Raw genomic sequence first — 23,515 nt, forward strand, 5'->3', positions numbered from 1 at the left:
GGAGGTGGTGCCGGGGCTCAGGCCCGGGCACGGTGGAGTTTTTCGAGCTTTTTGCGAATGCGCTGGCGTTTTACCTGGGACAGATAGTCGACAAAGAGTTTGCCGTTGAGGTGATCTAGCTCGTGCTGGATGCACACGGCCAGTAAGCCGTCGGGCTCCAGGGTAAAGGGGTTACCGTCCCGATCCAGCGCATTGACCCGTATGCGGATGGGCCGGTCGACGCTGTCGTAAAAGCCCGGCACAGACAGGCAACCCTCCTCGTAGGGCTGCATGTCTTCGCCCAGCACGGTGACCTCGGGGTTAATAAAGACCCTCGGTTCGCTCTGGTCTTCTGAGATGTCCATAACGACAATGCGCCGGTGGACGTTGACCTGCGTGGCGGCCAAACCGATGCCGGGAGCGGCGTACATGGTCTCGAACATGTTGTCGATCAGCTCGCGGATGCTGTCGTCTACCGTCTCAACGGGCTGGGCAATGGTGCGCAGGCGTGGGTCGGGAAACTCCAGAATTTCAAGTAGGGCCATAGGCTTTGTGACAAACTTCTAGTAAAAAGGTAACAAGCGCTGCTAACATGATGATCGTACAGGATTTAACCTGGGTAAATCCCTTGGCCAACCATTCGCATAGCGCCTTTCATTGCGCTATTATAACGGCTAAACCGCTCAGGGCCGAACAAAAACAGGATCGGTTTCTATGAAAAAAATGATTTTTGCTGTTCTGGCGTTATCGGCGGCCAGTGTCTTTTCTTGGGCCGAATCCTCGCCTTTCAAGTCCAGTTCCCCCGATGAGTATGTGGTGGTGGAGGGCGATACGCTCTGGGATATCTCCGGTAAATTTCTTGAATCTCCCTGGCTCTGGCCGGAAATTTGGCACGCCAATCCCGATATTGACAACCCACATCTGATTTTCCCCGGCGATGTGGTTCGCCTGGTTTATATCGATGGTCAGCCACGTCTGACGGTGGACCGTACGGTGCGCCTCGCGCCTTCTGGGGATGCCAAGCTGGAACCCACTATTCGCGTGCTGCCGATTGAAGAGGCGATTCCCGCTGTGCCGCTGGATGCCATTGCCTCCTACTTGTCGCGCTCGCGCATCGTGATGCCCGAAGATGTCGAGGGCGCTCCCTACATGGTGGCCGGCCCGGAGAAGCGCCTGATCGTGGGTAAAGGCGACATCGCTTACGCCCGTGGCACCTTCCCGGAAGATATTGGGAATTTCAGTGTGTTTCGCCAGGGTGAGACCTTCTACGATGAAGAAAACGAAGAGCTTCTGGGTATTCACGCACTGGGCGTGGGCGGTGTCAGCATAGACAAAGTCGACGGTGATATTGCCCGGGTATTCGTTACCCGCTCCAAAGAGGAGATTCGTTCAGGAGATTTGTTACTGCCCAGCAAAGAGCGCTCGGTGGACTCCATTTTCTACCCCAGCGCACCGGACTTTCCCATTGAGGCTGAAATTGTCGCGGTGGAAGGCGGGGTATCCCAGATTGGCAAGCTTGACGTGGTGATTATCGACAAGGGCGATCGCGATGGCGTTCAGGTGGGCAATGTGTTTGAGTCTTTTGTTAAAGGCGAAACCATTCAGGATCGAGTCTCCGGCGACACTATTACTTTGATGGACGAGCGCGCAGGTTTGTTGATGGTGTTCCGCACCTTTGAAAAATTGAGCTTCGCCATTGTGATGGAGTCCACCCGCCCCATGGCCGTTGGCGATCGCCTGCGTAACCCCTAGGGTGCGCTAAAGCGTCGATTCTGCATTCCAGGGCGCCGATGGATCGGCGCCCCCTTAACAAGGAGGTTGACTGTGAACGCCACCAGCGCTGCACTGCTACTGTCCCGTCTACCTGGGGTTGGCCCGGGGACTATCAAGCCGCTATTCGAACATTTTGGATCGCTCCCTAGCGCAGCTCAGGCGAGCGGAGCCGAATTGCAGTCCTTGCTGCCGTCCTCTGCTCTGCAGCAGCTGCTCGATGCCAGGCAAACCCCAGAGCACCCACTTAACCGGGCGCTCGCCGCCGATCTGGCCTGGCTCGAGCAACATCCAGATGTGCACCCGCTGACACTCGGCAGTAATGATTATCCGGCGCTTTTGGCCGATGTGGCTTGTTGCCCGCCGCTTCTCTATGTGCGCGGTAAGCTGGCCGCTTTGGAGCTGCCGCAGTTGGCTATTGTAGGCAGTCGCAACCCTACCACTGGGGGCGCCGCCATTGCGCGGGATTTTGCGCGCTGCCTCGCAAGCGGCGGCTTTGCCATCACCAGTGGCCTGGCGCTCGGCATCGATGGGTGCGCGCATCGCGGCGCTCTGGATGCCGGAGGGGTAACCCTGGCGGTAATGGGTACCGGTATCGATTGCATCTACCCCGCTCGGCATCGGGCTCTGGCGGAGGAAATTGTCGAGGCCGGCGGAGCCCTGGTCAGTGAATTTGCGCCGGGCATTCGCTCTCAGGCGAGCAACTTTCCTCGGCGTAACCGCATCATCAGCGCGCTCAGCCTCGGGACTATGGTCGTGGAGGCGGCGGTGAAAAGTGGCTCTCTGATTACCGCCAAATACGCTCTGGAGCAGCAGCGCGAGGTGTTTGCGGTGCCAGGCTCCATCAATAACCCTTTGGCCCGTGGGTGTCACTCATTGATCCGCAGCGGCGCTAAGCTGGTGGAGTCGGCCGAGGACATTCTCAGTGAGCTCGGTGGCGCCCTAGCCTACAAGCGCGAGCAGGTGATGGAGAGTCGCGCGCCCCGTGAGCACTGGCTGTTGAGTGCCATGGGCTACGACCCCGTGACCCTTGACACTCTCTGTCAGCGCACAGGTCAAACGGCCGGAGCGCTGTCCGCCGAGCTTATGGATTTGGAGCTCGAGGGCGCAGTGGAGCAGCGCGGCAGTTACTACAATCGCTGTTGAGTGCCTTGCTCGGCCTGGGCGGCTGCCCGGCGGCTGTCGTCGCGAATGTGTCGATAGGCGTAGAGCCCGATGTAGCCCATGATGGCGAAGATGGCCAGCAGCGTGGCGGCACTGAGTAAAAGGACAAAGTCGAGCATGGCGCCCATTCCTCCTGTTTGGATAATGTAAACAGTCTATTCTTGTGGCCGCCGGGCGTATTGATCCCGATCAACAAGTGCCATTGATCTCGGCGCTCAGGTAGTGTCTGTTTTTGCTTCGATTGGGCCGGATTTTCTTGTGTCTACGCGGCAGTTGATGTAAATTTGCGCGTTTTTTCAGCGAGGGGTAAAACCATGAGCAAGCCTTTTGTAGCGATTCTGATGGGATCGGATTCTGATTTGCCGGTCATGGAAGCGTCTTTTGACGTACTGAACAAACTGGGTGTGCCCTTTGAGGCCAAGGTGAGCTCCGCACACCGCACCCCGGAGCAGACCCACGCTTATGTCAAAGACGCTGACAAGCGCGGTTGCGCGGCCTTTATCTGTGCCGCCGGCATGGCCGCCCACCTGGCCGGCGCTGTTTCGGCCAATACGCTCAAGCCCGTCATTGGCGTGCCGATCAATTCCTCTCTGGACGGTCTGGACGCGCTGCTCTCTACCGTGCAAATGCCCGGTGGTGTGCCCGTAGCCACCGTTGCCATTGGTAAAGCCGGTGCCAAGAACGCCGCTTATCTGGCCGCGCAAATCATCGGCACCGCCGATGCCGAGTTGCACCAGCGCCTGATCGCCGAGCGTGAAGAAAATGCCCAGGCTGTGATCGCCAAAGACAAGGCACTGCAGGAAAAATTGGCGGGTAAATAACCCGTGGCGGGCTGGCTCAGTCACAGCGGCATTCAGCGGGCTGCTCGTGTCTTGCGCGCCGGTGGGGTAGTGGCCTACCCCACCGAGGCGGTTTGGGGTCTCGGGGCTGATCCGGCCAATGCCGGGGCCATTGACCGTCTGCTGTCGCTCAAGCACCGCCAGCGCAGTAAAGGTCTTATCCTGATCGCGGCTGATGTGGAGCAGGTGAGCCCCTGGCTCGAGCGCTTGACCCCGTCCGAGCGCGCGACGCTGCTCGACACTTGGCCCGGTCCCAATACCTGGCTGGTCCCCAATCACGGTTTGGCATCGCCCTGGGTGACCGGCGACCACCAGAGTGTGGCCTTGCGGGTGACCGCACATCCGGTGGCTGCAGCGCTCTGCCGCGCCTTTGGTGGGCCGTTGATCAGCACCTCCGCCAACCCCCAGGGTCGACCCGCGGCTCGAACTGCCCTTCAGGTGCGACGCTATTTTGGTGCTGCCCTGGATGACATCGCCCCGGGACGCACCGGCCAACGCCGTCAGCCCTCACAGATTCGCGACCTCGCTACCGGACACACGCTGCGCTAGTGCTACACTGGCGCTTCGCGAAAGGAAGACTCTATGACCGATACCCCGGATAAGCGGGCCGTCAAACTCTATTTGCTCGACTTGCAAGATCGTATCTGCGACGCCCTGACCGACCTAGATGGTCAAGGTTTTGCCGAAGACAGCTGGACCCGGGCCGAGGGTGGCGGTGGTCGCTCGCGGGTGCTGGCAGATGGCAGGGTGATTGAAAAGGGGGGAGTGAACTTCTCCCATGTCAGCGGCACGGCGATGCCCGCATCGGCCACGGCCCACCGGCCAGAGCTTGCCGGGCGCTCCTTCGAAGCCATGGGGGTGTCACTGGTGATTCACCCCAATAACCCCTATGCACCGACCTCGCACGCCAATGTGCGCTTCTTTATCGCCGAAAGGGACGGCGCCGCGCCGGTATGGTGGTTCGGCGGTGGCTATGATCTCACGCCTTACTATGCTTTTAAGGAGGACTGTGTACACTGGCACCGCACGGCCAAGGCGGCGTGTGACCCGTTTGGCGGCGAGGTGTATCCCCGCTACAAGCGTTGGTGTGACGAGTACTTTTACCTCAAGCATCGGGGTGAGGCCCGCGGCGTTGGGGGGCTGTTTTTTGACGATTTGAATGAGCGGGGCTTTTCCGACAGTTTCGCTTTTATGCGTGCGGTGGGTGACAGCTACCTCGAGGCCTACCTCCCCATACTGCAAAAGCGCAAAGACTTGGCCTACGGCGAGCGCGAACGGCAATTTCAACTTTACCGTCGCGGTCGCTATGTGGAGTTTAATCTTGTCTACGATCGCGGTACTCTGTTTGGATTGCAAACCGGAGGCCGTACCGAATCCATCTTGATGTCCCTGCCACCTCTGGTGCGCTGGGAGTACGACTGGCAACCGGAGGCAGACTCTGCCGAGGCGCGCCTGACTCAGGATTTTTTGCCGCCGCAAGATTGGTTGGCCGAGTCATAACAATAACGAATCACAGTAAACGTCCGGTAAGAAAAGTCTGTTAGCTTTGCCGCTCGTTTTAACAGCAGGTACCCCATGACCGATACTTACGCCGTTTTTGGTAACCCCATCGCCCAGAGCAAATCACCCGCGATTCACCGCCATTTTTGCGAGCAGACCGGCGAAGACATGGCCTACACCAAGCAGCTGGTACCCGAAGGTGAGTTTCGCCAGGCGGCCGATGCGTTTTTTGCCGACGGCGGGCGCGGCCTTAATGTCACCGTACCGTTTAAACTGGATGCGTACGAGTACGCTAATCACCTGACCGCCCGCGCTCAGCGTGCCGGTGCGGTGAATTTGCTGATCAAAGAAAATGACGGCAGCATTACCGGCGACAATTCTGACGGTATCGGTATGGTCAATGACATGCTGAATATGGGGTGGGAGCTCGGCGATAAAAAAGTGCTTTTGCTGGGCGCCGGCGGCGCCGTGCGCGGCGTGCTGGAGCCGGTACTTTCACAGCAGCCAAAGTGCTTAACCATTGCTAACCGAACGGTCAGCAAAGCCGAACAGCTGGCGCGGGATTTTCATGATCTAGGCACAGTCAGTGCGTGCAGTTTTGATGACCTGTCGGGTCAACGCTTTGATGTGATTATCAACGGCACTTCTGCCAGCCTGCACGGCGACTTACCGCCTCTGCCAGACCAGCTGCTGGCGCCCAAGGCGGCCTGCTACGACATGATGTATGGCGCAGAGCCAACGGTGTTTCTGAGTTGGGCTGAAACCCAGGGAGCGGATCAGCTTGCCGATGGTTTGGGCATGTTGGTGGGCCAGGCCGCTGAATCATTTTACGCCTGGCGGCATATACGCCCGGAGGTCGTACCGGTCATTACCGAGCTGCGTCGCAAAATGGTCGAGGGCAAGAAAAAGGCGGGGTAACGCTAAAAGCAACCGGCTGCCCGGCAGTTAAGAGCCACCGCTGTCAAACGCGGCCTGCTCCTCCGCCAGGCGACGCTTTTGCTCTTGTTTGATGTCTGCCCAGCGGCGTCCACTTTCGATCCCGCCGATGCGTTCGCGGTACTTGCGGCAGGCGCGCTCTAATAGGGAGTCAAGGCGAACGGAGGATTCAGCCTCCAGAGCAACCGCCAGGTTCAATAGATCCCAAAAAACGTCGCCGAGCTCGTCTTCCGTGTGACAGTGCCTTCCCAAGTCTATCGCCTCGGCGAGCTCATCCACTTCTGTCTTCAGCTCCGCCAAGTACGTCTCGGCGCTGCCAAACCAGTCATTGTTCTGATCGAAAGCGGCTTTGCGCCTGGCCAACACGGCGAGGTCAGTAAATGCCTGCATCTTGCGCTCCTATTCACTCGACCGCCAAACAGCCCTGTCCTAGTTGGCCGGCGGTCGTTTGTATGCTTGTACGCTTAGGTGTATTTTTCAAACACTTCTCTGCCGGTCATTTTAAGCGTGTTGTCTTTCAGATCGTAATAATCGGGCTTCTCGTCGATAAAAATTTCGCTGTTCAGAGCAAAGGCATGGTCCTGAAACAGGCCGGCAGACAGAATGTACTGTTCAGCTGGCAGCAAGTAGTAAAATAAATGCGTGCCACACTGACCGCAAAAGCCACGCTCCGCCCAGTCTGAGGAGCGATAGCGGGTTGGCGTGTCGCCGGCAAAGATTACCGCTCCCTCGCAGTGCACCGCGTGCATGGGGCCACTACCCCAGCGGCGGCACATCTGGCAATGACACAGGCCGATGTGTTCCGAATCCGCTGCCGTGATTTCAATAGCGCCACAAAGGCATGTTCCTTTCATAGATCAGATCTCATATGAATTGAAACTATCTAGGTTCAGATCGTCGCTGGCACGCGAGACCGCTAAAGGACTAAAGGATAAGAGCAATAGGAGCACAATACTGGGATAGCCGGTGGAGGGGCACTATACTCTCTGGAGCAACCAACGCCGGCTTCCTCGGCATAACAACAGTGCTTGGTGCCGAAATGCGCATTATTAGTGGCAATCTGCCCAATCAATAAAGCCAGACAAAAAATAGAACAAGGAGTCACCGTGACCGGTCATCTAGTCGTTAAAGTCACGCTTATGGCGTGCCTGGTGTGTGCGTTTACCAGCTCAATGGCTGCGGTAGTCAAGCAGGAAAGTCCTGCCTCGGCCGGTGTGGGCATGGATTCGCTGGACTGTGCCCGTGGGTCTGTCAAAGCGGGTTCGCAGGTTCTGCCGCTGCCGGGATCATTGCCCCTTGTGGACTATGAGCGCAAACTCTACTCTTGGATTCTCGATCGTGAGTACGCCGCGCTCGGCTGGTGCCACGATAAAGAAGTCCGCGATACCGGCCCATTTATCGATGGGCAATACCACGGTACACACCCGGCGGTTTTAATCTACTACTCTCCTGAAGTGATAACTTGGCTGTTCGATCGCGAGCGGGGAATAGAGCGCGAGATTCCGGACGGTGCCATCATCATAAAGGAAATGTACGCTGCGCCCGCGCAGATCTATCGGGATATTCGCCGCCTGAAAGACCCCGACACCTATGAAGTCATGCGCTTGCAGCAGCTCTCAGATTGGACGGTGATGGTCAAGGACTCGAGTGCCTCCAGCGATGGTTGGTTTTGGGGGAGTGTCTCGGCGCCGAAGTTAAAAGATGGCGAGCCGGAGAGCAAGGAGAAGGCGCTTGCGGATCAGTTGGACACTCGGGAGAACAACAACCAAGCGAATTCGTTTGTGGCGAGCAACGGTGTCAGGCAGTCGGGATTCGGTATGCCCTGTCTGCGCTGTCATGCCTCTGCTGATAACGAACTCACCTTTGTCAGCCTGCGTAATATTGAGGGGTTTACCGCCGAGGGTGATCCACTGAGATTTCTTGACGACGGCTCCTGGCGTACAGCGAGCCATTTTGACACTTACCCCTTGTCGCTGCTGTTAAAAGATCCCGAGCTCAAAGCGGTGTTCGATATTGCTCTGCCGCAATTGCCATGGTCGAGCCAGCAGAGGGTTCGCAACGCTGAGGAGAATGCGTCATTCAGCGAGCACGATCGCGATGCGGTTTTTGAGTCCATCGCCCAGGTGTCTGATAAAGGTTACCAAGCCAAAGCGAAACCCGAGTATGTGAACCGCGCTTTTTTGGGTACGTTTACGCAGATCCCCCGGCTGAAGGCCTCCCAGATCAAAAAGTTTCCACGGCAGTGGCTCGATCATGTTGTGCAAAAAACCGGAGAGCCCCAAGAGTTTGTCACCTCGGATAACTGTATCGGTTGCCATGGCGGACTGAGTGCGGACACCTTTGGCACCGCGATGTTTATTGCTACTGGCCCGAGTTACGGTGAGGGTTACGATATCTCGGAATATGGAGAATGGCGCTGGTCACCGATGGGTTTGGCAGGAAGGGACCCCATCTTTCATGCTCAGCTCGAAAGTGAAATGGCATTGCTTGAAAGAGACGGGCAAGCGCCAGAAAAGTCGGGTCTCAAGAGCTCGGTAGAGCAGACCAAGAAAGCGGTAAACAATACCTGCCTGAGTTGTCACGGCGCTATGGGACAGAGGCAGCTCACCCTGGACGCGCATCAAGGAAAGGTCAAGTTAGATAAGAACTTCAAGGTCGATTATTTTTACTACACTGAGCAGCTTAGTGCGTCAGAGCCGCAAAGCGCGGAAGAAAAAAAATACCATGAGTATGGCGGCCTGGCGCGCGAGGGCATCAGCTGTATGGTGTGCCACCGCATTCAAGCGCCAAATGCCAAAGCGGTAGCGGATTGGCAGCCCGCCAAAGGGTGGGTCAATTTGGACACAGCCGATAAAACGCTGGCGTATCTGCTGTTCCACAATACCACCGGGCGCTTTGATACGGCTGATGCAGGCACTTTGTATGGGCCCTTTGACGTTGCACAGAAACCCATGGAGCACGCACTCAATTTGCTACCCGAGAAAAATGAATTTATTAAAGAGTCGGAGCTTTGCGGGACCTGCCACACCATCAATTTACCGAACATTGGCGCTACCGAGTCCACATTTCCGGTGCTGCAACAGGCAGAGGCCAATCCGGTCTTCGCCGAGTACCCGCACTCTATAGAGCAAGCGACTTTTTTGGAGTGGAAGAACAGTGCCTTCGCTCGCGGCGAAACAGCGCAAAGCTGTCAGGACTGTCATATGCCCTCACGGTTTGAAACCTACACGGGTGACATCACCCTTGAAAAGCTGACAACAAAAATCGCGACTATCGAAGACATCAACTATCCGGATGCGGACCACGGCTTGCCTGCCAGTGAGCTAGAGGTGCCAGTGCGCCCGGACTACAAAAGGCATACCCATGTGGGCTTGAACGGCTTTTTGCTGACCATGTTTAAGCAGTTTGAGTCGGTTCTCGGTGTTGCGCCCAACAGCTATATGACCGGCGCCTCCAAAGCCGGCGTCGATTTGGCTTTGGAGAGCATGAAGCTGCAGGCGCGCGACGCGACCGTGACCATGAGTATCGACGAGCTGAGCTTTGACGGTGAGACTCTGATCGCCAAGGTCACCGCCAAAAATAAGGCGGGGCATCGTTTTCCCAGCGGTGTTGCCTTTCGTCGCGGCTTTATAGAATTGCTGGTAAAAGATGGCGAGACCATTGTCTGGGCCTCAGGAAAAACCAACGATGCCGGTGTTATTATCGATAACGCTGGCCGGCCTCTGGCTACCGAGTTTCTACCCGCGGGGGAGTGTGGCTTCCCGACCAACAATCCCGCCGGCTGTTACCAGTCCCACCACCAAGTCATTACCAGCGACCGGCAAGTGCAAATCTATGAAGAGCTCAACCGCGATAACACGCAGGCCTTTACCACCAGCTTCATCCACCGTGTGAATATCGTTAAGGACAATCGCCTCTTGCCCGACGGCTGGCGCGATGCGTCTTACTTTAAAAATCAGGGGGAGCTCATCTACCAGTTTATGGAGGCGACTAACCCCCACTATGTGAACCATGACCCGGATTACCAGGACCAAGGCCCCGGCTTTGTTGGTAAGGACTCGCTGCAATACCACATTGATTTACCGGCGAAGTATCGGGGTAAGCCGCTGTCGGTTGAGGCGACTATGTACTATCAGGCGATACCGCCCTATTGGCTCAAACACCGCTTTGACCTGGCGCCTCAGGGAGAGGCGACCCGTCGCCTGCATTATCTGGCGAGTCATTTGAATCTCGAGGGAACACCGCTCAAACAATGGAAGTTCAGGTTGCACAGCGCAAAGGCGACACTGTCGCCTTAAGAAATTCACACTTCAGCGTTGAAGGGGCTGAGTGTTAAATGGGTTGGCTCAGCCCATGCGCGTCACTGGAGCTATCCGGTGATGCGCATGAGAGGGCGCCTAGTTTTCGCTCTCCAGGCGAATGTCCCATTGATAGCGAAATTCGCCAGCCAGCGGCTCAATGGAAGTATCAATTTCCTCGTAGACGTTTCGGGCCGGGCTCAAGACGGCATCGCGGCCAAACAGAAAGCTTTGCTCCTGCACAATGCGGTAGTAAGCCTTGTTTAAATCCAGTGCGCGACGTGGAGAGGGTGCGATTAAGTCATAGATGGAGTCCTGCGCCTCTACCACCTCAGTTTTGACCTTGCCTTCAGCGTCAAACCAGCGCTCAAGCATCTCCGCGTTCTGACGGAACTCGTCGCCACCCCCGACACGCTCCAAATAGGTGAGGTATTCGCCTCGCTCTTCGCCAAGGTTGGGCGTGTCTTTTAGGCTGTGCAGATCGATATAGCCCCAGCCATCGGCGCCGTGCTTTTTGCGGGCGAAAGCAAAGGTGCTGTCGATGGTAGTACCGATGGTCTTATGACAGCCCATGCAGAAAAAGGTCTCTTGCGAGTTCTGTTCGCGTAGCTCACCGTTAGCATCTTCAATAAAGCCCCACAGTAACCAACCCATGCCATTGCTCGTGCCCCGGTCGCCGTGACTTGAAACCGCTGGCAGGTTGCCAAAGTGCTTTTCTTTGGCTTCGCGGTAGTAGCTGTTTTTTAACCGCTCCTTGGGCATAAAGGTGTGCTTGCGCATATAGCGCACTTCTTTCATGCGTCGGGCGTTGACGATTTTCTCGCCATTGAGACCAATGTAGCGAACGCTGTGGAGAAACTCGGTACCCTCTGGGTAGAGCATGTGCTCGACACTGACCTCTTGCGCATCTCCAAAATAGCGGTTGCGCCGAGTAATTTTTGTCACGGCACTTTCAAGGCTGCCGTCGCCGTTAAAGTCGATGCCCACCGCCCGCTCATCCAGGGGAATGGTTTCGGCTTTCGGCAGGTTGATAATGGCCATTTCTACCAGTGCCAGATTGGCAAAGTAAACATCCTGCGAGAAAACGCCGTCCACTTCGCTGAAACTGTTTGGCAGCCGGATCATGACATCGTCGGTGGAACCGTTGGTCGGCCAGAACGTACTCGGCACCGGCTTGTAGTTAAAAGCTACCCAGCGGCTGCCGTCCAGTGCCAGGCCTTTTTCATCAAAGGCATCGGCGCCGTCTGCCAGATGTTTAATGTTGGGGGCTTGGCCCTGCCAGGCGTCGGATTCAAGCCACTGCGCGAGGGCGGTGTAGTTGTCCTGATTAATGTAGCCTTGGATAAAGTCGTCGCTAATGTCGGCGATTTCTTCGCTACGGTTTTTGAACAGGTTTGCCCAGCGGTTGGTGTTGCCAATATCGGAAAAGTCGTAGGCACCCTGCAAAAAGCCGTCGTTCATGGTATTGGGGCGCAGACGATCGTTTGGGTAACTCTGATGGCAGATATAGCAGGGGTTATGCTTGCCCTCGGTTTTGGTATAGCACTGTGGCGGAATCACCGCTTCGGGGTTGTAGATTTCACCGTGTTCTATATAGGCCTCCGGGGAGTGCTCAGGGGTAAAGGCTGTATTGGCGTCGGCGGTATTGATGAGCGCCTCGGTGCTCGCCTGACGGTCACAGCCGCTCAGCAGTGCGACAAAGACGAGCAAAAGCAGTGCAATGCGATGCATGGTCGTACCTATTTCAACATTCTCTATAAACGAAAAAAGGAGCCGCGGTGCGGCTCCTGCAAGGTCTCTATAAAATAGAGGATGGCTTATTCATTCACAGTGGGGTCGTACATCCACAAAGTGTTGTTTTCCTGGAAGCCGTCTTCACCAATTACAATGCGACCATCGTCCAACACAATCACGTTGTCCGGTTGTGACAGGGCGTTGACGTCGCAGCGCTCTGCGCCGTCGAGAGTAGAGCGGTAGGTGGAACCCATGACCACCGGTTCAATGCGGTTTACATCATAGGCATTGGCACCAGTGAGCAGAGGCATGCGGTAGACGCCACCGCACTCTTTCACGCGGGGAGACAATTGAATGTCGCCTTCGTTGTCAACCATGCCGTTGTCCATATCGGCAATGGCGAAGTACACGTAGGCCTGATTGACGGCTTCGCCAGCGATCAGGTCGGTGCCTTCAACCGCTTCTTCCGCGCGCTTGTGGTTGACGTAAATGCCTTCAAACTTGCGCCACTCAGCGGTTGCCCCTTTGGCGCGGGCGGCTTTGCGCGACTCGAGAAATGCGATGCGGTCGTCCATGGCCATGCCAGCGGTGGTGCTGCCGCCGCCGTTGGCAACCGATGGGTAGTTGGCCTCACCCGCGGCCCAGGCCTCGGCGTCGGCGTCGGTCAGGTAGTTGCTCTGGCCCTCAACGAAGTCGGCAGTGGTAATGCCATCAAAGTCGGCAATCCAGCCGTCAATGGTGGCGTTGTCGCTGTGCGCCAATTCGATCCATTCGACGTCGAAGCCCGTGGTCAGAGGTTCAAAGCTGCCGGCGTCCTGAGTGAGCTTGGCACCGTAGAGGGTCCCGGCCGACAGGTCGCCGGCGACATCCGCGACGAACTTGAACAGGACGCCGTTGGTGTCATCCTGGGACAAGTACACGGTTTTTGAGTCGGGCATGACGATAGAGTTTTCATGCTCGTAGCGGCCCATGGTGTAGTGCTTTACCGGCACCGGGTTATCACTCAGCGGATCGGTAATCTCGACGATGTAGTGATAGCGGTAGGTGTTGGGGAAGCTCGAAGCGCCGTCGGCATCCGTCGCGGTCGGGTCGATGTACATGGCCAGCATGTCGCGCGCGGTTTGCATGGAGGGGTCGTTCCACTCTTGGGTGTCATCGCCCTGATTGCCCCACTCCTCAGAGGTCAGCGGTGTGCTCCAAGGGGAGACCGAGCCGAAGCAGTTGGCGATGGTGCCGTAGGTGCCAAAATCCAGCATCTGCACATCGGTGCTGTCCACAGACCAGTAACCGGTGCTGGCGTCTTTGTTGAGCTTGAGGCGGCTCATAGCGCCGGGGATGGACTCCCAGTTGGTGAACAGGTAGCCCTCGTTGTCGCCGGTACTGATAAAGCCGTTGAAGTCAGGGTCGTCAATGGAGGCCACCACAGTGGATTTGTCAGTGGCCAATACAGTGCCCAAGCCTTCGGGCATGGCGCCACCAAAGGTGTCCATGGTCTGGGCGATCACCTGATATTCACCGTAGGCAACCTGAACCGTTTCGCGCTCTTGTTGAGTTTGCGGTACACCCACAGACACTAGGTTTTTCGGCAGCTTGTTGATGTTGACTCCGGCCAACACGCCCACGGTGCCGTGGTTGAACATTTTGCCTTCGCTGTCGGTGGCGGTGTTGGCATCGCTTGGGTGTTGAACGTTAAAGAACAGGTCGCCCCACTCGGTCACATAGGCGCCGGTCACTTCTGCGCCGGCAGGGACAGTAGCCAGGCGGGTCAGGCCAGGGGTCATCAGGCTGGCGTTACCACCACCTTCGCCACTCGCGCCGTCACTGCCGTCTTGTCCTGCAGGGCCTTCTGGACCGGCCGGGCCGGCTGGACCTTGCGGGCCAGCGGGGCCCTGAGCGCCGTCGGTGCCATCATTACCGTCGTCGCCGTCACAGGCGGCCAGTAGCATTGCGCTGATCATGGCCAGCATCAGCCGGCCCTTACCGTTCAGTTGAAAGGTCATTCTCTTCTCCTTGGTGGTGTTATTGGCTTATCACGTAAAGCGCACACCATAGGGTCGAAAAATGACGCTAAATAAACTGTTTGGTGAAGATTTGATGAAAGTTTAAAGACACGCCAACCGCGGCCGAACGACCGCGGGGGGTAAAAGAGAGATTATCAGAGTTTGGAGATTTACGAGGCGAGGGCGTCTGCGTCCACCACGGGCGGCTTATCGTGGCGGTTGCCTTTCACCGAGCCCTTGCGGTGCGCCAGTGCGGACTCCAGCTTTTTCGCCGCCTGGGCAATGGCACTGTACATATCGTGGTCGGATGCCTGCACGGCCACCGGTGCACCCAGGTATTGAGTGGTGACCTCAATGCTCTGGGAGGAGCGCTCCACAGTGAGAGTGATATTGGCGGAATCGAGTTGCGGGTAGTGACTGGCAACTTTGCCGAATTTGGTTTCTACGTTTTCTTGAATGGCGTCAGTGATGGCGACATGATGACCGGAAAGATTGATTTGCATAGACTGATTTCCTTTGTTACCGCTTTACCACTTGGAAAATACCCGGCCCATAAAGTGCGGCGGGCTCAGGGCGAGTTTTGCTGCGCCCTGTCTTAAACATGAGCCCAAGGGGGCAAAATATCAAGGTCAGAAACCGTAAAGTTTGACGAATTCGTGACAGCCGCCCGCAGGCGGTCGAGGAGAGAACATATGTGGCTACAAAGTAACCTGACACTCAAACCCCGTAGCCGGGGGTTTCATTTGATCACCGATGACGTGATCCGCCAGCTACCCGAGCTCGCGCAGCTTGAGGTGGGCTGGATGCAGCTGTTTATTCAGCACACCTCGGCCAGTTTGACGATCAATGAGAATGCCGACCCTACTGTCAGGGGAGACCTGGAGCGGCACTTCAACGAGTTTGTGCCCGAGCGCGCGCCCTACTATCAGCACGACTACGAGGGCGATGACGATATGCCCGCACACATCAAAAGCTGCATTCTCGGGACCAGTGTCATGGTGCCCATCACCGAGGGCCGTTTGGCCCTGGGTACCTGGCAGGGGATTTACCTGTGCGAGCACAGAAACCACGGCGGCGCCCGGCGCCTGGTGGCCACCATCAACGGGGGATCACGTTAGCGTTAACTGTGTAAATTTCGTCGAAAGGCACATTTATTGGCGTGAAAGGGAAGATTTATGCCAATGATTGCGGTAACATTGCAGAAAAATAACCGATGATGCTGTACGGACTGTTTCATCTGAGAGCGATGTGGTAAGGGATATGACAACCTTTGACGGCAACCGAAACCTGACTCACCAAGTCACCTATGAGCTGGGCCGGGCAATAGTTCAGGGTAAATACAAGGTGGGTGATCACTTCCCCACCGAGGCGCAAATGTGCCAGCACTATCGCATCAGTCGCAGCGTTGTGCGCGAAGCGGTAAAAATGCTGACGGCCAAAGGGCTGATTTCTTCGCGGCCGCGCCAGGGCATTCGGGTGCTGCCTCCCTCGGCCTGGAATGTGTTTGACGTGGATGTCTTGCAGTGGACGCTCACCGGCCGACCTTCGCTTGAGCTGCTGCGCGAGTTCAACGAACTGCGCTCTACCGTCGAGCCCGAAGCTGCGGCGCTGGCCGCGCGCCACCAGAGTCCTGAGGCGATAGAGGCCATTGGTCGGGCGCTCGAGCGCGTGCGCTTGGCCGGGCAGGGGGAGGATGACCCACTGGAGGCGAATATCGAGTTTCATACCTCCATCTTGCTGGCCAGCAACAATCGCTTTTTTATTCAGCTGCGTAACTTTATCCAGACCGCCCTGCGCGTCAGCACCGCCTGCTCCAGCCAATTGCTCGATGCCGTAGTGGGTCGCTACGGTGACCACAAAAGCATCTTTGACGCCATCAGCGAGGGCGATGCCCGTGCTGCCCAGTCTGGCATGAGCGCCCTGCTGGGCGAGTCCTGCCGACAAGTGGCGGGCATTGTCGAGCTGCGTGCGGCCAACAGCGCAGGGCTCGCTGCCATCTCCTGATCGCAGGCGCAGCATTCGGCGCCGGAAGGCGATATACTCTGCACCGTTTCGGATACTTTCCCGAGCCCGGTGTTAGAGGTGAGTCATGACCCAACCTGCTGAGCGTACGCTCTACCCCAGCCTACGGGGCAAAACCGTATTTATCACCGGTGGTGCCACGGGCATAGGCGCCTGCATGGTCGAGGCATTCCTCTACCAGGGCGCGAAAGTTGGATTTGTCGACATCGCCGCTGAAGAGGGCAAGAGCCTCGCCGAACACCTGGCATCGGATTACCCCGCCGCGGTCTTTTTCGAGCCGTGTGATGTCACCGATGTGCCGGCTTTGCGGCGCGCCATTGAGGCGATTGAAGGGCATTTGGGTCAGGTGGACGTGCTGATCAATAACGTGGCCAACGACAAGCGCTGCGATCCTCTGACCCTGGCCGACGATAACTGGCACAGCTCTCTGGCCGTCAATCTCGACGCCGCTTTCTTTACCACTCGTGCAATTGCGCCCGGTATGGCGGCCAATGGCGGCGGTGTCATCATCAATTTCAGTTCCATCAATGCCCTGCTGGGACCTGCGCAAATGCCCAGTTATGTGACCGCCAAGGCCGGCCTTCTTGGGCTGACCCGGGCTCTGGCGTCGGATTTTGCCAGTGATAATATCCGCGTCAATGCGATTATTCCCGGCTGGGTGGCCACGGATAAGCAGCTGGAAAAGTGGCTGACGCCGGACATGGAGGCCAAGTGGATGGAGAACGTGCGCTTGAAGCGGCGGCTGGTGCCCGCCGATGTGGCGAATATGGCGCTGTTTCTCGCCTCCAGCGATGCCGCCATGATCACCGGTCAGCAGTTTGTAGTGGACGGCGGCCGTTTATAGGCGGCCTCTGCCTGAGCAGTATAGCGTGCTAGTTAGTACTTACTAATACAAACAATAACACCTGCTGGAGCAGGGTTTTTGCAGTATTTCGCAATAATAAAAACGTTTCAGGAGTTAGCCTATGTCCCTTTCCGCGATTGATATCACGGCTTTTGTGCTTTACTGCATCGCTCTCGTGGGCATTGCCTGGTGGGTGTCGCGGGAGAAGGCCGGCCACAAAAAAAACACCGAAGATTATTTTCTCGCCGGCAAATCCCTGCCCTGGTGGGCCATAGGCGCCTCGCTGATCGCGGCCAATATTTCTGCCGAGCAAATTATCGGCATGTCCGGTTCGGGCTTTGCGATTGGCCTCGGCATTGCCTCCTACGAGTGGATGGCGGCCATCACCCTGCTCATTATCGGCAAATACTTTTTACCGATTTTTCTGAAAAAGGGCATCTACACCATGCCCCAGTTTCTGGAAGAGCGTTACGATCACCGCGTGCGGATCATTATGGCGATCTTCTGGCTGGCGCTCTATGTACTGGTCAATCTCACCTCTGTGCTCTGGCTGGGGGCGCTGGCGATCAACGCCATCACTGGGCTGGATCTGGTCTACGGGCTGATTTTCCTGGCGGCTTTCTCGGTCGGTTACTCCGTCTACGGCGGGCTGAAAGCCGTCGCCCTGACGGACATTATTCAGGTGGTGTTGCTGATTTTTGGCGGTCTACTGGTGTCCTATCTGGCGCTGGACAAGATAGCCGAAGGCGAGGGTGCCTGGGCCGGCTTCAGCATTATGCTGGCCGACATGCCGGAAAAATTCGACATGATTCTGGATCCCTCCAATGAGCACTACGTCAGCTTGCCGGGTATCTCGGTGTTGGTCGGCGGGCTGTGGATCATGAATTTGTCTTACTGGGGCTTTAACCAATACATCACCCAGCGCACCCTGGCCGCCAAATCCCTCGCCGAGGCGCAGAAGGGCATTGCCTTTGCCGCCTACCTGAAACTGCTGATGCCGGTGATCGTGGTGCTGCCGGGTATTGCCGCCGCCATGCTAACGCCTGATCTGGCCAAGCCCGATCAGGCCTACCCGGAAATGATGAAGCTGGTGCCCCAGGGTTTGCTGGGCATTACCTTTGCCGCGTTGGTGGCGGCCATCGCCTCGTCGCTGGGCTCAATGGTGAACTCGATTTCCACTATCTTTACCGTCGATTTGTACAAGCGGGTGATCAACCCCGAGGCCTCCGAACACCAGATGGTGTGGCTGGGCCGTATTGTGGCGGTGCTCGCCATGGTGATCGCGGTGATTATTGCGCGTCCGCTGCTCGGCAATTTCCCCCAGGCCTTTCAGTTTATTCAGGAGTTTACCGGGTTCTTTACGCCCGGCATTGTCAGTATTTTTTTGCTGGGCTTTTTCTGGAAAAAGGCCACGGCGCTGTCGGCGCTCGCCTCGGCCTTCGCCTCGGTGATTCTTTCAGCCCTGTTCTGGAAGTTCCTGCCGGCGTTTCCGTTTATGGACCGTGTGGGCGTGGTTTTCCTGCTCTGTGTCGCCATTTCGGTGGTCCTCACCCTGCTCGCAGGTGGGCGCGATCAGCCCAAGGCGATCGCCCTGGGTGACATCGACTTTGCCACTGCCGGCAGCTTCAAGCTCCTGAGCCTGGGGGTGCTGGTCATCGTCGCCGCGCTCTATATCACCTGGTGGTAGCGTGGAGCTGGTTAGCGAAGTCGAGGCCGGCTGCGAGCTGGGCGAGTCCGTCCTCTGGCATCCGCTGGAGCAGCGCATCTGGTGGACGGACATTCTCGGTTGCCGGCTCTATGCCTGCGCTCTCAATGGCAGTGAGCTGACCTGCTGGAAAACCCCTGAGCCGCTCACTGCCTTTGGTTTTACCGATCGGGCCGGTCAGTTAATCGTCAGTTTTGCCTCGGGCATTGCCTACTTCTGGCCTGACTCCGGCGAGGTGCAGTGGCTGGCGCGACCGGACATCGGCCGTGCCGAGCGCTTTAACGATGGCCGGGTGGATCCCGAGGGGCGCTTTTGGGCGGGTACCATGGCTCCCGGCAGGCCCGGCGAAGCGGCGCTCTACTGTTACGATGGCGAGCTGCATCTAGCGCTTAAGGGATTGGAAATTGCCAATGGTCTGTGCTGGTCGCCGGACGGGCGCACCGCCTACCACGCCGACTCCCCGCGTCGGCAGATACGTGAGTTTCAGGTGGCCAGTGGCCGCTTACAGCGGTCGCGACGCTTTGCCCACACCACCGACGGCTTTCCCGATGGCGCCTGCACCGATGCCCAAGGCAACCTCTGGAGTGCCCTCTGGGGCGGCGGCAAAGTGGTCTGCTACAGCTCGGCGGGCAAGGTGCTGGGGGAGTTTTCTCTGCCCGTCTCCCAGCCCACTTGTGTGGCTTTTGGTGGGCCCGAGTACCGCCACCTTCTGGTGACCAGCGCCTGGGAGCACATGAGTCCAGAGGCGCGCGCGCGCGAGCCGCGCGCCGGCAATCTGTTTATTTACCATCAGAGCAGCCCAGGTCGCCCCTGCGATCTGCATCGGGTCGCGGTTGAGCGCGGGGATTAGCTCACTTTCGGGCGCCTCTTATAGCGCTTGTGTCTAACGGGGGACTCTGTCATTGTTGGTGGCCGGTGGCTAACAAAATCAGGTGAAAAGTCGCGCGATCGTCGCTATCATCATAAAAAATGCGCCAGGCGACACTTTGGCGGTAGGCAGCCCCTGGCCACACAACCCCGATGGATTCTATGACCATAGACCTGTTTCAACGACTGTCTTACAAGCTGGCGCGTACCAGCTTTGTGGTCGTTGTGGTGCTCGGTGTACTGGTCGCCAGCCTGCAGGTTTACCTGGATTTTCGTAGCCAGTATCGGGAGATTAAAGCCAATGTCGAAGAGATCAGTCGCGTAAGCCGCACTGCGGCCCAGCGCGCCGTGTTCCTGCTCGACGATCGGCTCGCCGAGCAGGTGGTGCAGGGGCTCGCCGAGTACCGCTTTTTAAGCTATATCGCCATACTCGATGATCAGGGCCAGTTGATGGCCGAGCATCGGCAAACCGCCGTTGCCAGCCAGACACAGTGGTTAACCCGGCTTTTGGTGGGTGACAAAGAGTCCTTCCACTATCCCCTGCAGACCTCCGCAAATATGCCGCCCGGCATGCTGGAGCTGGAGTTGAACAAGGACCGCGCCTTGAGCCCCTTCTATCAGCGCGCTTGGCGGGTGATGCTGACGGGAACGGCGCGCAACGTGGGCATCGCTCTGGTATTGGTGCTGGTTTATCACTTTCTGCTGACCCGGCCACTGGTGAATCTGGCCTCCAAGTTTGCCGCCCTCGATCACACCCGGGTGCCGGTCAACAATATCCCGCACCTGAGAAAGCACGAGCAGGACGAGCTCGGTTACATCGTCAATTCAGCCAACCGTTTGCTCACCAATTTCAATCAAAAGCATGCTCAGTTACAGCATCAACAGCAGCAGCTCAGCCTGATCCTCGATGCCAGTCCCAATCAGGTGTTTGCCGTCAATGAAAATGGCGAGTTACTGTTCTACAACCAGTCGTTTAAACGCTATTTCGATCGCGATGTTTTTGACAACTATTTTGAGCTTTTGGCCAGTTGCGAGATCAAAGAGGCGAGTCAGATACGCGGGCTGATTCAGCGGGTGTGCCGCAAGCAGTCGCCGGTGTTCAATCGCCAGCAGCATTTGAGCGGCATTCATAACGAAAGCCACGTGATGCAGATGTCTCTGGTGCCTTTTGTCTCCGAGCATGTCACCCATGTGATCGTCGTGCTCAACAACATTACCGAGCTGGTTGAGGCCGAGGAGCGGGTCGAGTACCTCGCCTACTGCGACACCCTCACAGGGTTGGCCAACCGCAATAAAATCCTCGAGCAATTGCAGGAAGATTTGCACCGGTGTAAAGCGAGCAACCGCTACGGGGCAGCGTTGTTGATCGACTTAAACGATTTTAAGCGCATCAATGACACCATGGGTCACTCCTTGGGTGATGAACTCTTGTTACACATTTCCCAGCGTATGGCCATGCGAGTGCGTGAGCCCGAAACGCTGGCCCGGCTCGGTGGCGACGAGTTCATTCTGAGTATGCCCGAAATCGGCGAAACCATAGAGCAGGCGCGCCAGCGCGCCGAGCAGGTCGCCGAGCGTTTTTTGCAAACCATCAGTCAGCCAGTCACCCTCGCCAATCAGGACTTCTCGGTGAATGCCACAGTGGGCATCGCGCTCTATCCGCTGGGTGAGGTGACGGTTGAGGTGTTGTTGTCCCAGGCCGATACCGCGCTCAATGAAGCGAAGCGCCGCGCCCATGGCAGCTACCAGTTGTTTGAGCCGCAGATGGCCGAAGAGGTCAACCGGCTGTTGCAGCTCGAATCGGATATTCGCACCTCTTATCAGGAACATCACTTTACGTTTTATCTGCAACCGTTGATTGATTTGCACGCCCGCTCCTTAGTGGGCGCGGAGGCGTTGATCCGCTGGGAGCACCCGCTGCGCGGTCTGGTGCAGCCGGGCGAGTTCATCGGCTTTCTGGAAAACTCGGATATGATCAATCCGGTGGGCTTGCAGCTGCTGGATGATGTTTGCCAGTTTATTCGTATGCACAAAGAGCAGGGGCGCTTTCCGCCGGAGTTGCGCATTGCCGTCAACATCAGCGAGCGGCAACTCTACGACGCCGACTTTGTCGGCAAGTGCCAGTCCGTATTGAGAAAATACAAGTTGCCCGGCAGTTGTCTCGAATTTGAAATCACCGAGGGCGCGGCGCTGCACAATCTCGATGAAGTTGTGGATAAAATGCGCAAGCTGCAAAACGAAGGTATTACGTTTGCTCTGGATGATTTTGGCACCGGCTACAGCTCCCTGAGTTATTTAAAACGCCTGCCCGTGAACAAAGTTAAAATCGATAAATCTTTTATCGATGACATCACCATCGACCCGCAGGATGCGGCTATGGTCGCCTCCATTATCGCCATTGCCCGCAACATGAACTTGCTTATCGTCGCCGAAGGTGTGGAAACCGATGCCCAGGCCCAGTGGCTCAGTCAGTACGAGGGGATTTTGATCCAGGGGTATCTGTTCGACAAACCGCTTACCGCGCAGACCTTTGCGCAAAATTACCTGCCCGAGCCCGCCGTTTTCTAAGGCTGCTTTAAAATGGCCGGCATAGGGGCTAGCTCACCGGTCAGAGGCCAACCGTTTTCACTCGCCAGCGCCTCGCGGGCGGCCAGGCGATCTTGCGCGTGGGGGTGGGTTGCCATCCAGGCCGGAGCGAGTTCTTCGGAGCTTGCCAGCTGCTCAAACAATTCAGCGCTGCCATTGAGGTGACCGTAATGCCGGTAGACTGCCCGATAGGCCCAGGCATCGGCGTCTTGCTCAAAGTGCCTTGAGTAATTGAGCAGCGCCAGTGAACCGCCGGTACCCGCCAACGTTGTGAGGTCCGACTGCCCGAACACCAGCGCCAGTGACAGAGATAGGCCGAGTTGCCTCGCGGCGGATTGAATGGGATGACGCCTCTGCACATGAGCGATTTCGTGGGCCAGGACAAAAGCGAGGGCCTGCTCCGACTCCAGTGCGTCCAAAAGCCCCTGAAAAATAAGCAAGTGACCGCCGAGTGTGGCAAATGCATTAACGGTGTCGTCTGCGTTGTAATGCAGGGTAACAGAGAGGGCCGGGTCCAGGCCGCCAGCGCGGGCGAGTTGGTCGGCGAGCCGTTGCAGTTCATCGGCCTTTTCGTTATCGGGCTGCTCCGCCTCGGTCCAGCCGTTGGCGAGGCGCCTTTCCCAGACGAAGGGACTGAAGCGCGCCAGCTCGGTCAGTGCATAGAGCAATAGCAGCATCGATAAAGCGATGACGCCGAGCACCAGCGCCAGGCGTTTGAGCAAGTCGCCGACCCAGGGCTCCGTTTGGGCGTTGATGTGCTCGGGCGGCTGGCGGTTCTGGTAACCCATCAGCGCTTTGGTGGAGAACGCAAAGCCGTGCCGTAGGCAATGACTTCAAGGCAGGCCGTTCCGGCGCGTGCGCTGCGCCCGGCAATGGCCGCCGTCTGCAGTTTGACGTTAAAAACCGATTGGGCGCCCTGCGCCTGCGCCTGCTCTTTCATGCGCAAAATCGCCTCGCGGCGGGCGCGGTCGAGCAGACTCTCGTAAGTGTTGAGCCGACCACCCACCAACATTCTCAATATGGCGACAAAGCGCTTGAAGTAATCCGCCGAAATCACCACCGAGCCCACGACCAACAGCGAGGATGGTGCTGGCACTTGTGGCGGAGGGAGGCGCTCGGGAAACACCAGCACATGGCGCAACTGACGCTCGCGCTGGTATATGCTTTTGTAGTGCCGCCGCTCGGCGGCCGAGCCAAAAATCAGCCCGCAGAGCATCAACGCGGCAAAGACAATCAGTGGCCCGGCAAGCTGGGCAAAGGCAGCGTTCATG

Annotated in this window: 22 protein-coding genes; 13 read left to right on the plus strand and 9 right to left on the minus strand. The window is 57.4% G+C overall.

The window, feature by feature from the left end; translation table 11 throughout:
• Nucleotides 1-17: 17 nt before the first annotated feature.
• Nucleotides 18-524, minus strand: a complete 507-nt coding sequence (def, locus tag QWI16_RS05925; protein ID WP_302711847.1) for a peptide deformylase — start codon at nucleotides 522-524, stop codon at nucleotides 18-20.
• A gap of 169 nt (nucleotides 525-693) precedes the next feature.
• Here def and QWI16_RS05930 point away from each other — a divergent pair, with 169 nt between their 5' ends.
• Both QWI16_RS05930 and dprA read left to right on the plus strand, forming a co-directional pair.
• Entirely contained in the window at nucleotides 694-1,731 is a 1,038-nt protein-coding gene (locus tag QWI16_RS05930) for a LysM peptidoglycan-binding domain-containing protein (protein ID WP_302711848.1), read from the plus strand.
• Nucleotides 1,732-1,926: 195 nt separating this feature from the next.
• Complete coding sequence (gene dprA, locus QWI16_RS05935) at nucleotides 1,927-2,895, plus strand: DNA-processing protein DprA (protein WP_302711849.1); 969 nt, start codon at nucleotides 1,927-1,929, stop codon at nucleotides 2,893-2,895.
• On the opposite strand, the gene QWI16_RS05940 is transcribed toward dprA, so the two are convergent.
• Nucleotides 2,880-3,032 (minus strand): hypothetical protein, encoded by a 153-nt coding sequence (locus tag QWI16_RS05940; protein WP_302711850.1) that lies wholly within the window; start codon nucleotides 3,030-3,032, stop codon nucleotides 2,880-2,882. The genes dprA and QWI16_RS05940 overlap by 16 nt on opposite strands.
• Before the next feature lie 195 nt (nucleotides 3,033-3,227).
• Between QWI16_RS05940 and purE the strand changes: the two genes are divergently transcribed.
• The 4 genes from purE to aroE all read left to right on the plus strand — a co-directional run bounded on the left by purE (nucleotide 3,228) and on the right by aroE (nucleotide 6,170).
• Entirely contained in the window at nucleotides 3,228-3,734 is a 507-nt protein-coding gene (gene purE, locus QWI16_RS05945) for a 5-(carboxyamino)imidazole ribonucleotide mutase (RefSeq protein WP_302711851.1), read from the plus strand.
• 3 nt (nucleotides 3,735-3,737) lie between these two features.
• Complete coding sequence (gene tsaC, locus QWI16_RS05950; protein WP_302711852.1) at nucleotides 3,738-4,301, plus strand: L-threonylcarbamoyladenylate synthase type 1 TsaC; 564 nt, start codon at nucleotides 3,738-3,740, stop codon at nucleotides 4,299-4,301.
• Nucleotides 4,302-4,334: 33 nt separating this feature from the next.
• On the plus strand, nucleotides 4,335-5,252 hold the full coding sequence (hemF, locus tag QWI16_RS05955) for an oxygen-dependent coproporphyrinogen oxidase (protein WP_302711853.1): 918 nt from the start codon (nucleotides 4,335-4,337) through the stop codon (nucleotides 5,250-5,252).
• 75 nt (nucleotides 5,253-5,327) lie between these two features.
• Complete coding sequence (gene aroE / locus QWI16_RS05960; protein WP_302711854.1) at nucleotides 5,328-6,170, plus strand: shikimate dehydrogenase; 843 nt, start codon at nucleotides 5,328-5,330, stop codon at nucleotides 6,168-6,170.
• A 27-nt stretch (nucleotides 6,171-6,197) separates the two neighbouring features.
• On the opposite strand, the gene QWI16_RS05965 is transcribed toward aroE, so the two are convergent.
• Nucleotides 6,198-6,578 carry a MazG nucleotide pyrophosphohydrolase domain-containing protein gene (locus tag QWI16_RS05965; RefSeq protein ID WP_302711855.1) on the minus strand — a complete coding sequence of 127 codons (381 nt, stop codon included), beginning with the start codon at nucleotides 6,576-6,578 and terminating at the stop codon, nucleotides 6,198-6,200.
• A gap of 74 nt (nucleotides 6,579-6,652) precedes the next feature.
• On the minus strand, nucleotides 6,653-7,042 hold the full coding sequence (locus QWI16_RS05970; RefSeq protein WP_302711856.1) for a GFA family protein: 390 nt from the start codon (nucleotides 7,040-7,042) through the stop codon (nucleotides 6,653-6,655).
• 252 nt (nucleotides 7,043-7,294) lie between these two features.
• Here QWI16_RS05970 and QWI16_RS05975 point away from each other — a divergent pair, with 252 nt between their 5' ends.
• On the plus strand, nucleotides 7,295-10,486 hold the full coding sequence (locus QWI16_RS05975) for a hypothetical protein (RefSeq protein ID WP_302711857.1): 3,192 nt from the start codon (nucleotides 7,295-7,297) through the stop codon (nucleotides 10,484-10,486).
• Between the two features lie 99 nt (nucleotides 10,487-10,585).
• Here the strand turns inward: QWI16_RS05975 and QWI16_RS05980 are convergent, their stop codons facing one another.
• From QWI16_RS05980 to hpf, 3 genes are all read right to left on the minus strand, one after another.
• Nucleotides 10,586-12,217, minus strand: coding sequence for an Aq_1262 family (lipo)protein (locus tag QWI16_RS05980; protein WP_302711858.1), 1,632 nt, complete (start codon nucleotides 12,215-12,217; stop codon nucleotides 10,586-10,588).
• Between the two features lie 86 nt (nucleotides 12,218-12,303).
• On the minus strand, nucleotides 12,304-14,220 hold the full coding sequence (locus QWI16_RS05985; RefSeq protein ID WP_302711859.1) for an alkaline phosphatase PhoX: 1,917 nt from the start codon (nucleotides 14,218-14,220) through the stop codon (nucleotides 12,304-12,306).
• A gap of 170 nt (nucleotides 14,221-14,390) precedes the next feature.
• On the minus strand, nucleotides 14,391-14,723 hold the full coding sequence (hpf, locus tag QWI16_RS05990) for a ribosome hibernation-promoting factor, HPF/YfiA family (protein WP_302711860.1): 333 nt from the start codon (nucleotides 14,721-14,723) through the stop codon (nucleotides 14,391-14,393).
• Nucleotides 14,724-14,912: 189 nt separating this feature from the next.
• Here hpf and QWI16_RS05995 point away from each other — a divergent pair, with 189 nt between their 5' ends.
• From QWI16_RS05995 to QWI16_RS06020, 6 genes are all read left to right on the plus strand, one after another.
• On the plus strand, nucleotides 14,913-15,338 hold the full coding sequence (locus QWI16_RS05995) for a secondary thiamine-phosphate synthase enzyme YjbQ (protein WP_302711861.1): 426 nt from the start codon (nucleotides 14,913-14,915) through the stop codon (nucleotides 15,336-15,338).
• 142 nt (nucleotides 15,339-15,480) lie between these two features.
• The gene (locus QWI16_RS06000; RefSeq protein WP_302711862.1) at nucleotides 15,481-16,224 is read left to right on the plus strand and encodes a FadR/GntR family transcriptional regulator; all 744 of its coding nucleotides are present in this window, start codon (nucleotides 15,481-15,483) and stop codon (nucleotides 16,222-16,224) included.
• An 85-nt stretch (nucleotides 16,225-16,309) separates the two neighbouring features.
• Nucleotides 16,310-17,086: an SDR family NAD(P)-dependent oxidoreductase gene (locus QWI16_RS06005; protein WP_302711863.1), complete on the plus strand. Its 777-nt coding sequence runs from the start codon at nucleotides 16,310-16,312 to the stop codon at nucleotides 17,084-17,086.
• Nucleotides 17,087-17,207: 121 nt separating this feature from the next.
• Nucleotides 17,208-18,773: a sodium/sugar symporter gene (locus QWI16_RS06010; RefSeq protein WP_302711864.1), complete on the plus strand. Its 1,566-nt coding sequence runs from the start codon at nucleotides 17,208-17,210 to the stop codon at nucleotides 18,771-18,773.
• Nucleotide 18,774: 1 nt separating this feature from the next.
• Complete coding sequence (locus tag QWI16_RS06015; RefSeq protein WP_302711865.1) at nucleotides 18,775-19,641, plus strand: SMP-30/gluconolactonase/LRE family protein; 867 nt, start codon at nucleotides 18,775-18,777, stop codon at nucleotides 19,639-19,641.
• A 179-nt stretch (nucleotides 19,642-19,820) separates the two neighbouring features.
• The gene (locus QWI16_RS06020; RefSeq protein ID WP_302711866.1) at nucleotides 19,821-22,226 is read left to right on the plus strand and encodes an EAL domain-containing protein; all 2,406 of its coding nucleotides are present in this window, start codon (nucleotides 19,821-19,823) and stop codon (nucleotides 22,224-22,226) included.
• Here QWI16_RS06020 and QWI16_RS06025 read toward each other — a convergent pair.
• Together QWI16_RS06025 and QWI16_RS06030 are read right to left on the minus strand one after the other, a co-directional pair.
• Nucleotides 22,223-23,032, minus strand: coding sequence for a M48 family metallopeptidase (locus QWI16_RS06025; protein WP_302711867.1), 810 nt, complete (start codon nucleotides 23,030-23,032; stop codon nucleotides 22,223-22,225). The genes QWI16_RS06020 and QWI16_RS06025 overlap by 4 nt on opposite strands.
• A complete protein-coding gene (locus QWI16_RS06030) occupies nucleotides 23,032-23,514 on the minus strand; it encodes a YbjQ family protein (protein ID WP_302711868.1) in 483 nt (160 codons plus the stop codon). Before QWI16_RS06030 ends, QWI16_RS06025 begins: the two co-directional genes overlap by 1 nt.
• Nucleotide 23,515: the final 1 nt, after the last annotated feature.

Origin of the sequence: Gilvimarinus algae (genome assembly GCF_030518215.1) — a bacterium.
Taxonomy (GTDB): Bacteria; Pseudomonadota; Gammaproteobacteria; order Pseudomonadales; family Cellvibrionaceae; genus Gilvimarinus; species Gilvimarinus algae.

Coding starts and splice junctions, on each gene's coding strand:
- QWI16_RS05980 (WP_302711858.1), bottom strand. CDS start 12,217: ATGCATCGCATTGCACTGCTTTTGCTCGTCTTTGTCGCACTGCTGAGC.
- hpf (WP_302711860.1), bottom strand. CDS start 14,723: ATGCAAATCAATCTTTCCGGTCATCATGTCGCCATCACTGACGCCATT.
- QWI16_RS05995 (WP_302711861.1), top strand. CDS start 14,913: ATGTGGCTACAAAGTAACCTGACACTCAAACCCCGTAGCCGGGGGTTT.
- QWI16_RS06000 (WP_302711862.1), top strand. CDS start 15,481: ATGACAACCTTTGACGGCAACCGAAACCTGACTCACCAAGTCACCTAT.
- QWI16_RS06005 (WP_302711863.1), top strand. CDS start 16,310: ATGACCCAACCTGCTGAGCGTACGCTCTACCCCAGCCTACGGGGCAAA.
- QWI16_RS06030 (WP_302711868.1), bottom strand. CDS start 23,514: ATGAACGCTGCCTTTGCCCAGCTTGCCGGGCCACTGATTGTCTTTGCC.
- QWI16_RS05930 (WP_302711848.1), top strand. CDS start 694: ATGAAAAAAATGATTTTTGCTGTTCTGGCGTTATCGGCGGCCAGTGTC.
- purE (WP_302711851.1), top strand. CDS start 3,228: ATGAGCAAGCCTTTTGTAGCGATTCTGATGGGATCGGATTCTGATTTG.
- QWI16_RS05965 (WP_302711855.1), bottom strand. CDS start 6,578: ATGCAGGCATTTACTGACCTCGCCGTGTTGGCCAGGCGCAAAGCCGCT.
- QWI16_RS05940 (WP_302711850.1), bottom strand. CDS start 3,032: ATGCTCGACTTTGTCCTTTTACTCAGTGCCGCCACGCTGCTGGCCATC.
- aroE (WP_302711854.1), top strand. CDS start 5,328: ATGACCGATACTTACGCCGTTTTTGGTAACCCCATCGCCCAGAGCAAA.
- QWI16_RS06025 (WP_302711867.1), bottom strand. CDS start 23,032: ATGGGTTACCAGAACCGCCAGCCGCCCGAGCACATCAACGCCCAAACG.
- hemF (WP_302711853.1), top strand. CDS start 4,335: ATGACCGATACCCCGGATAAGCGGGCCGTCAAACTCTATTTGCTCGAC.
- QWI16_RS05970 (WP_302711856.1), bottom strand. CDS start 7,042: ATGAAAGGAACATGCCTTTGTGGCGCTATTGAAATCACGGCAGCGGAT.
- QWI16_RS06010 (WP_302711864.1), top strand. CDS start 17,208: ATGTCCCTTTCCGCGATTGATATCACGGCTTTTGTGCTTTACTGCATC.
- QWI16_RS06020 (WP_302711866.1), top strand. CDS start 19,821: ATGACCATAGACCTGTTTCAACGACTGTCTTACAAGCTGGCGCGTACC.
- def (WP_302711847.1), bottom strand. CDS start 524: ATGGCCCTACTTGAAATTCTGGAGTTTCCCGACCCACGCCTGCGCACC.
- QWI16_RS05985 (WP_302711859.1), bottom strand. CDS start 14,220: ATGACCTTTCAACTGAACGGTAAGGGCCGGCTGATGCTGGCCATGATC.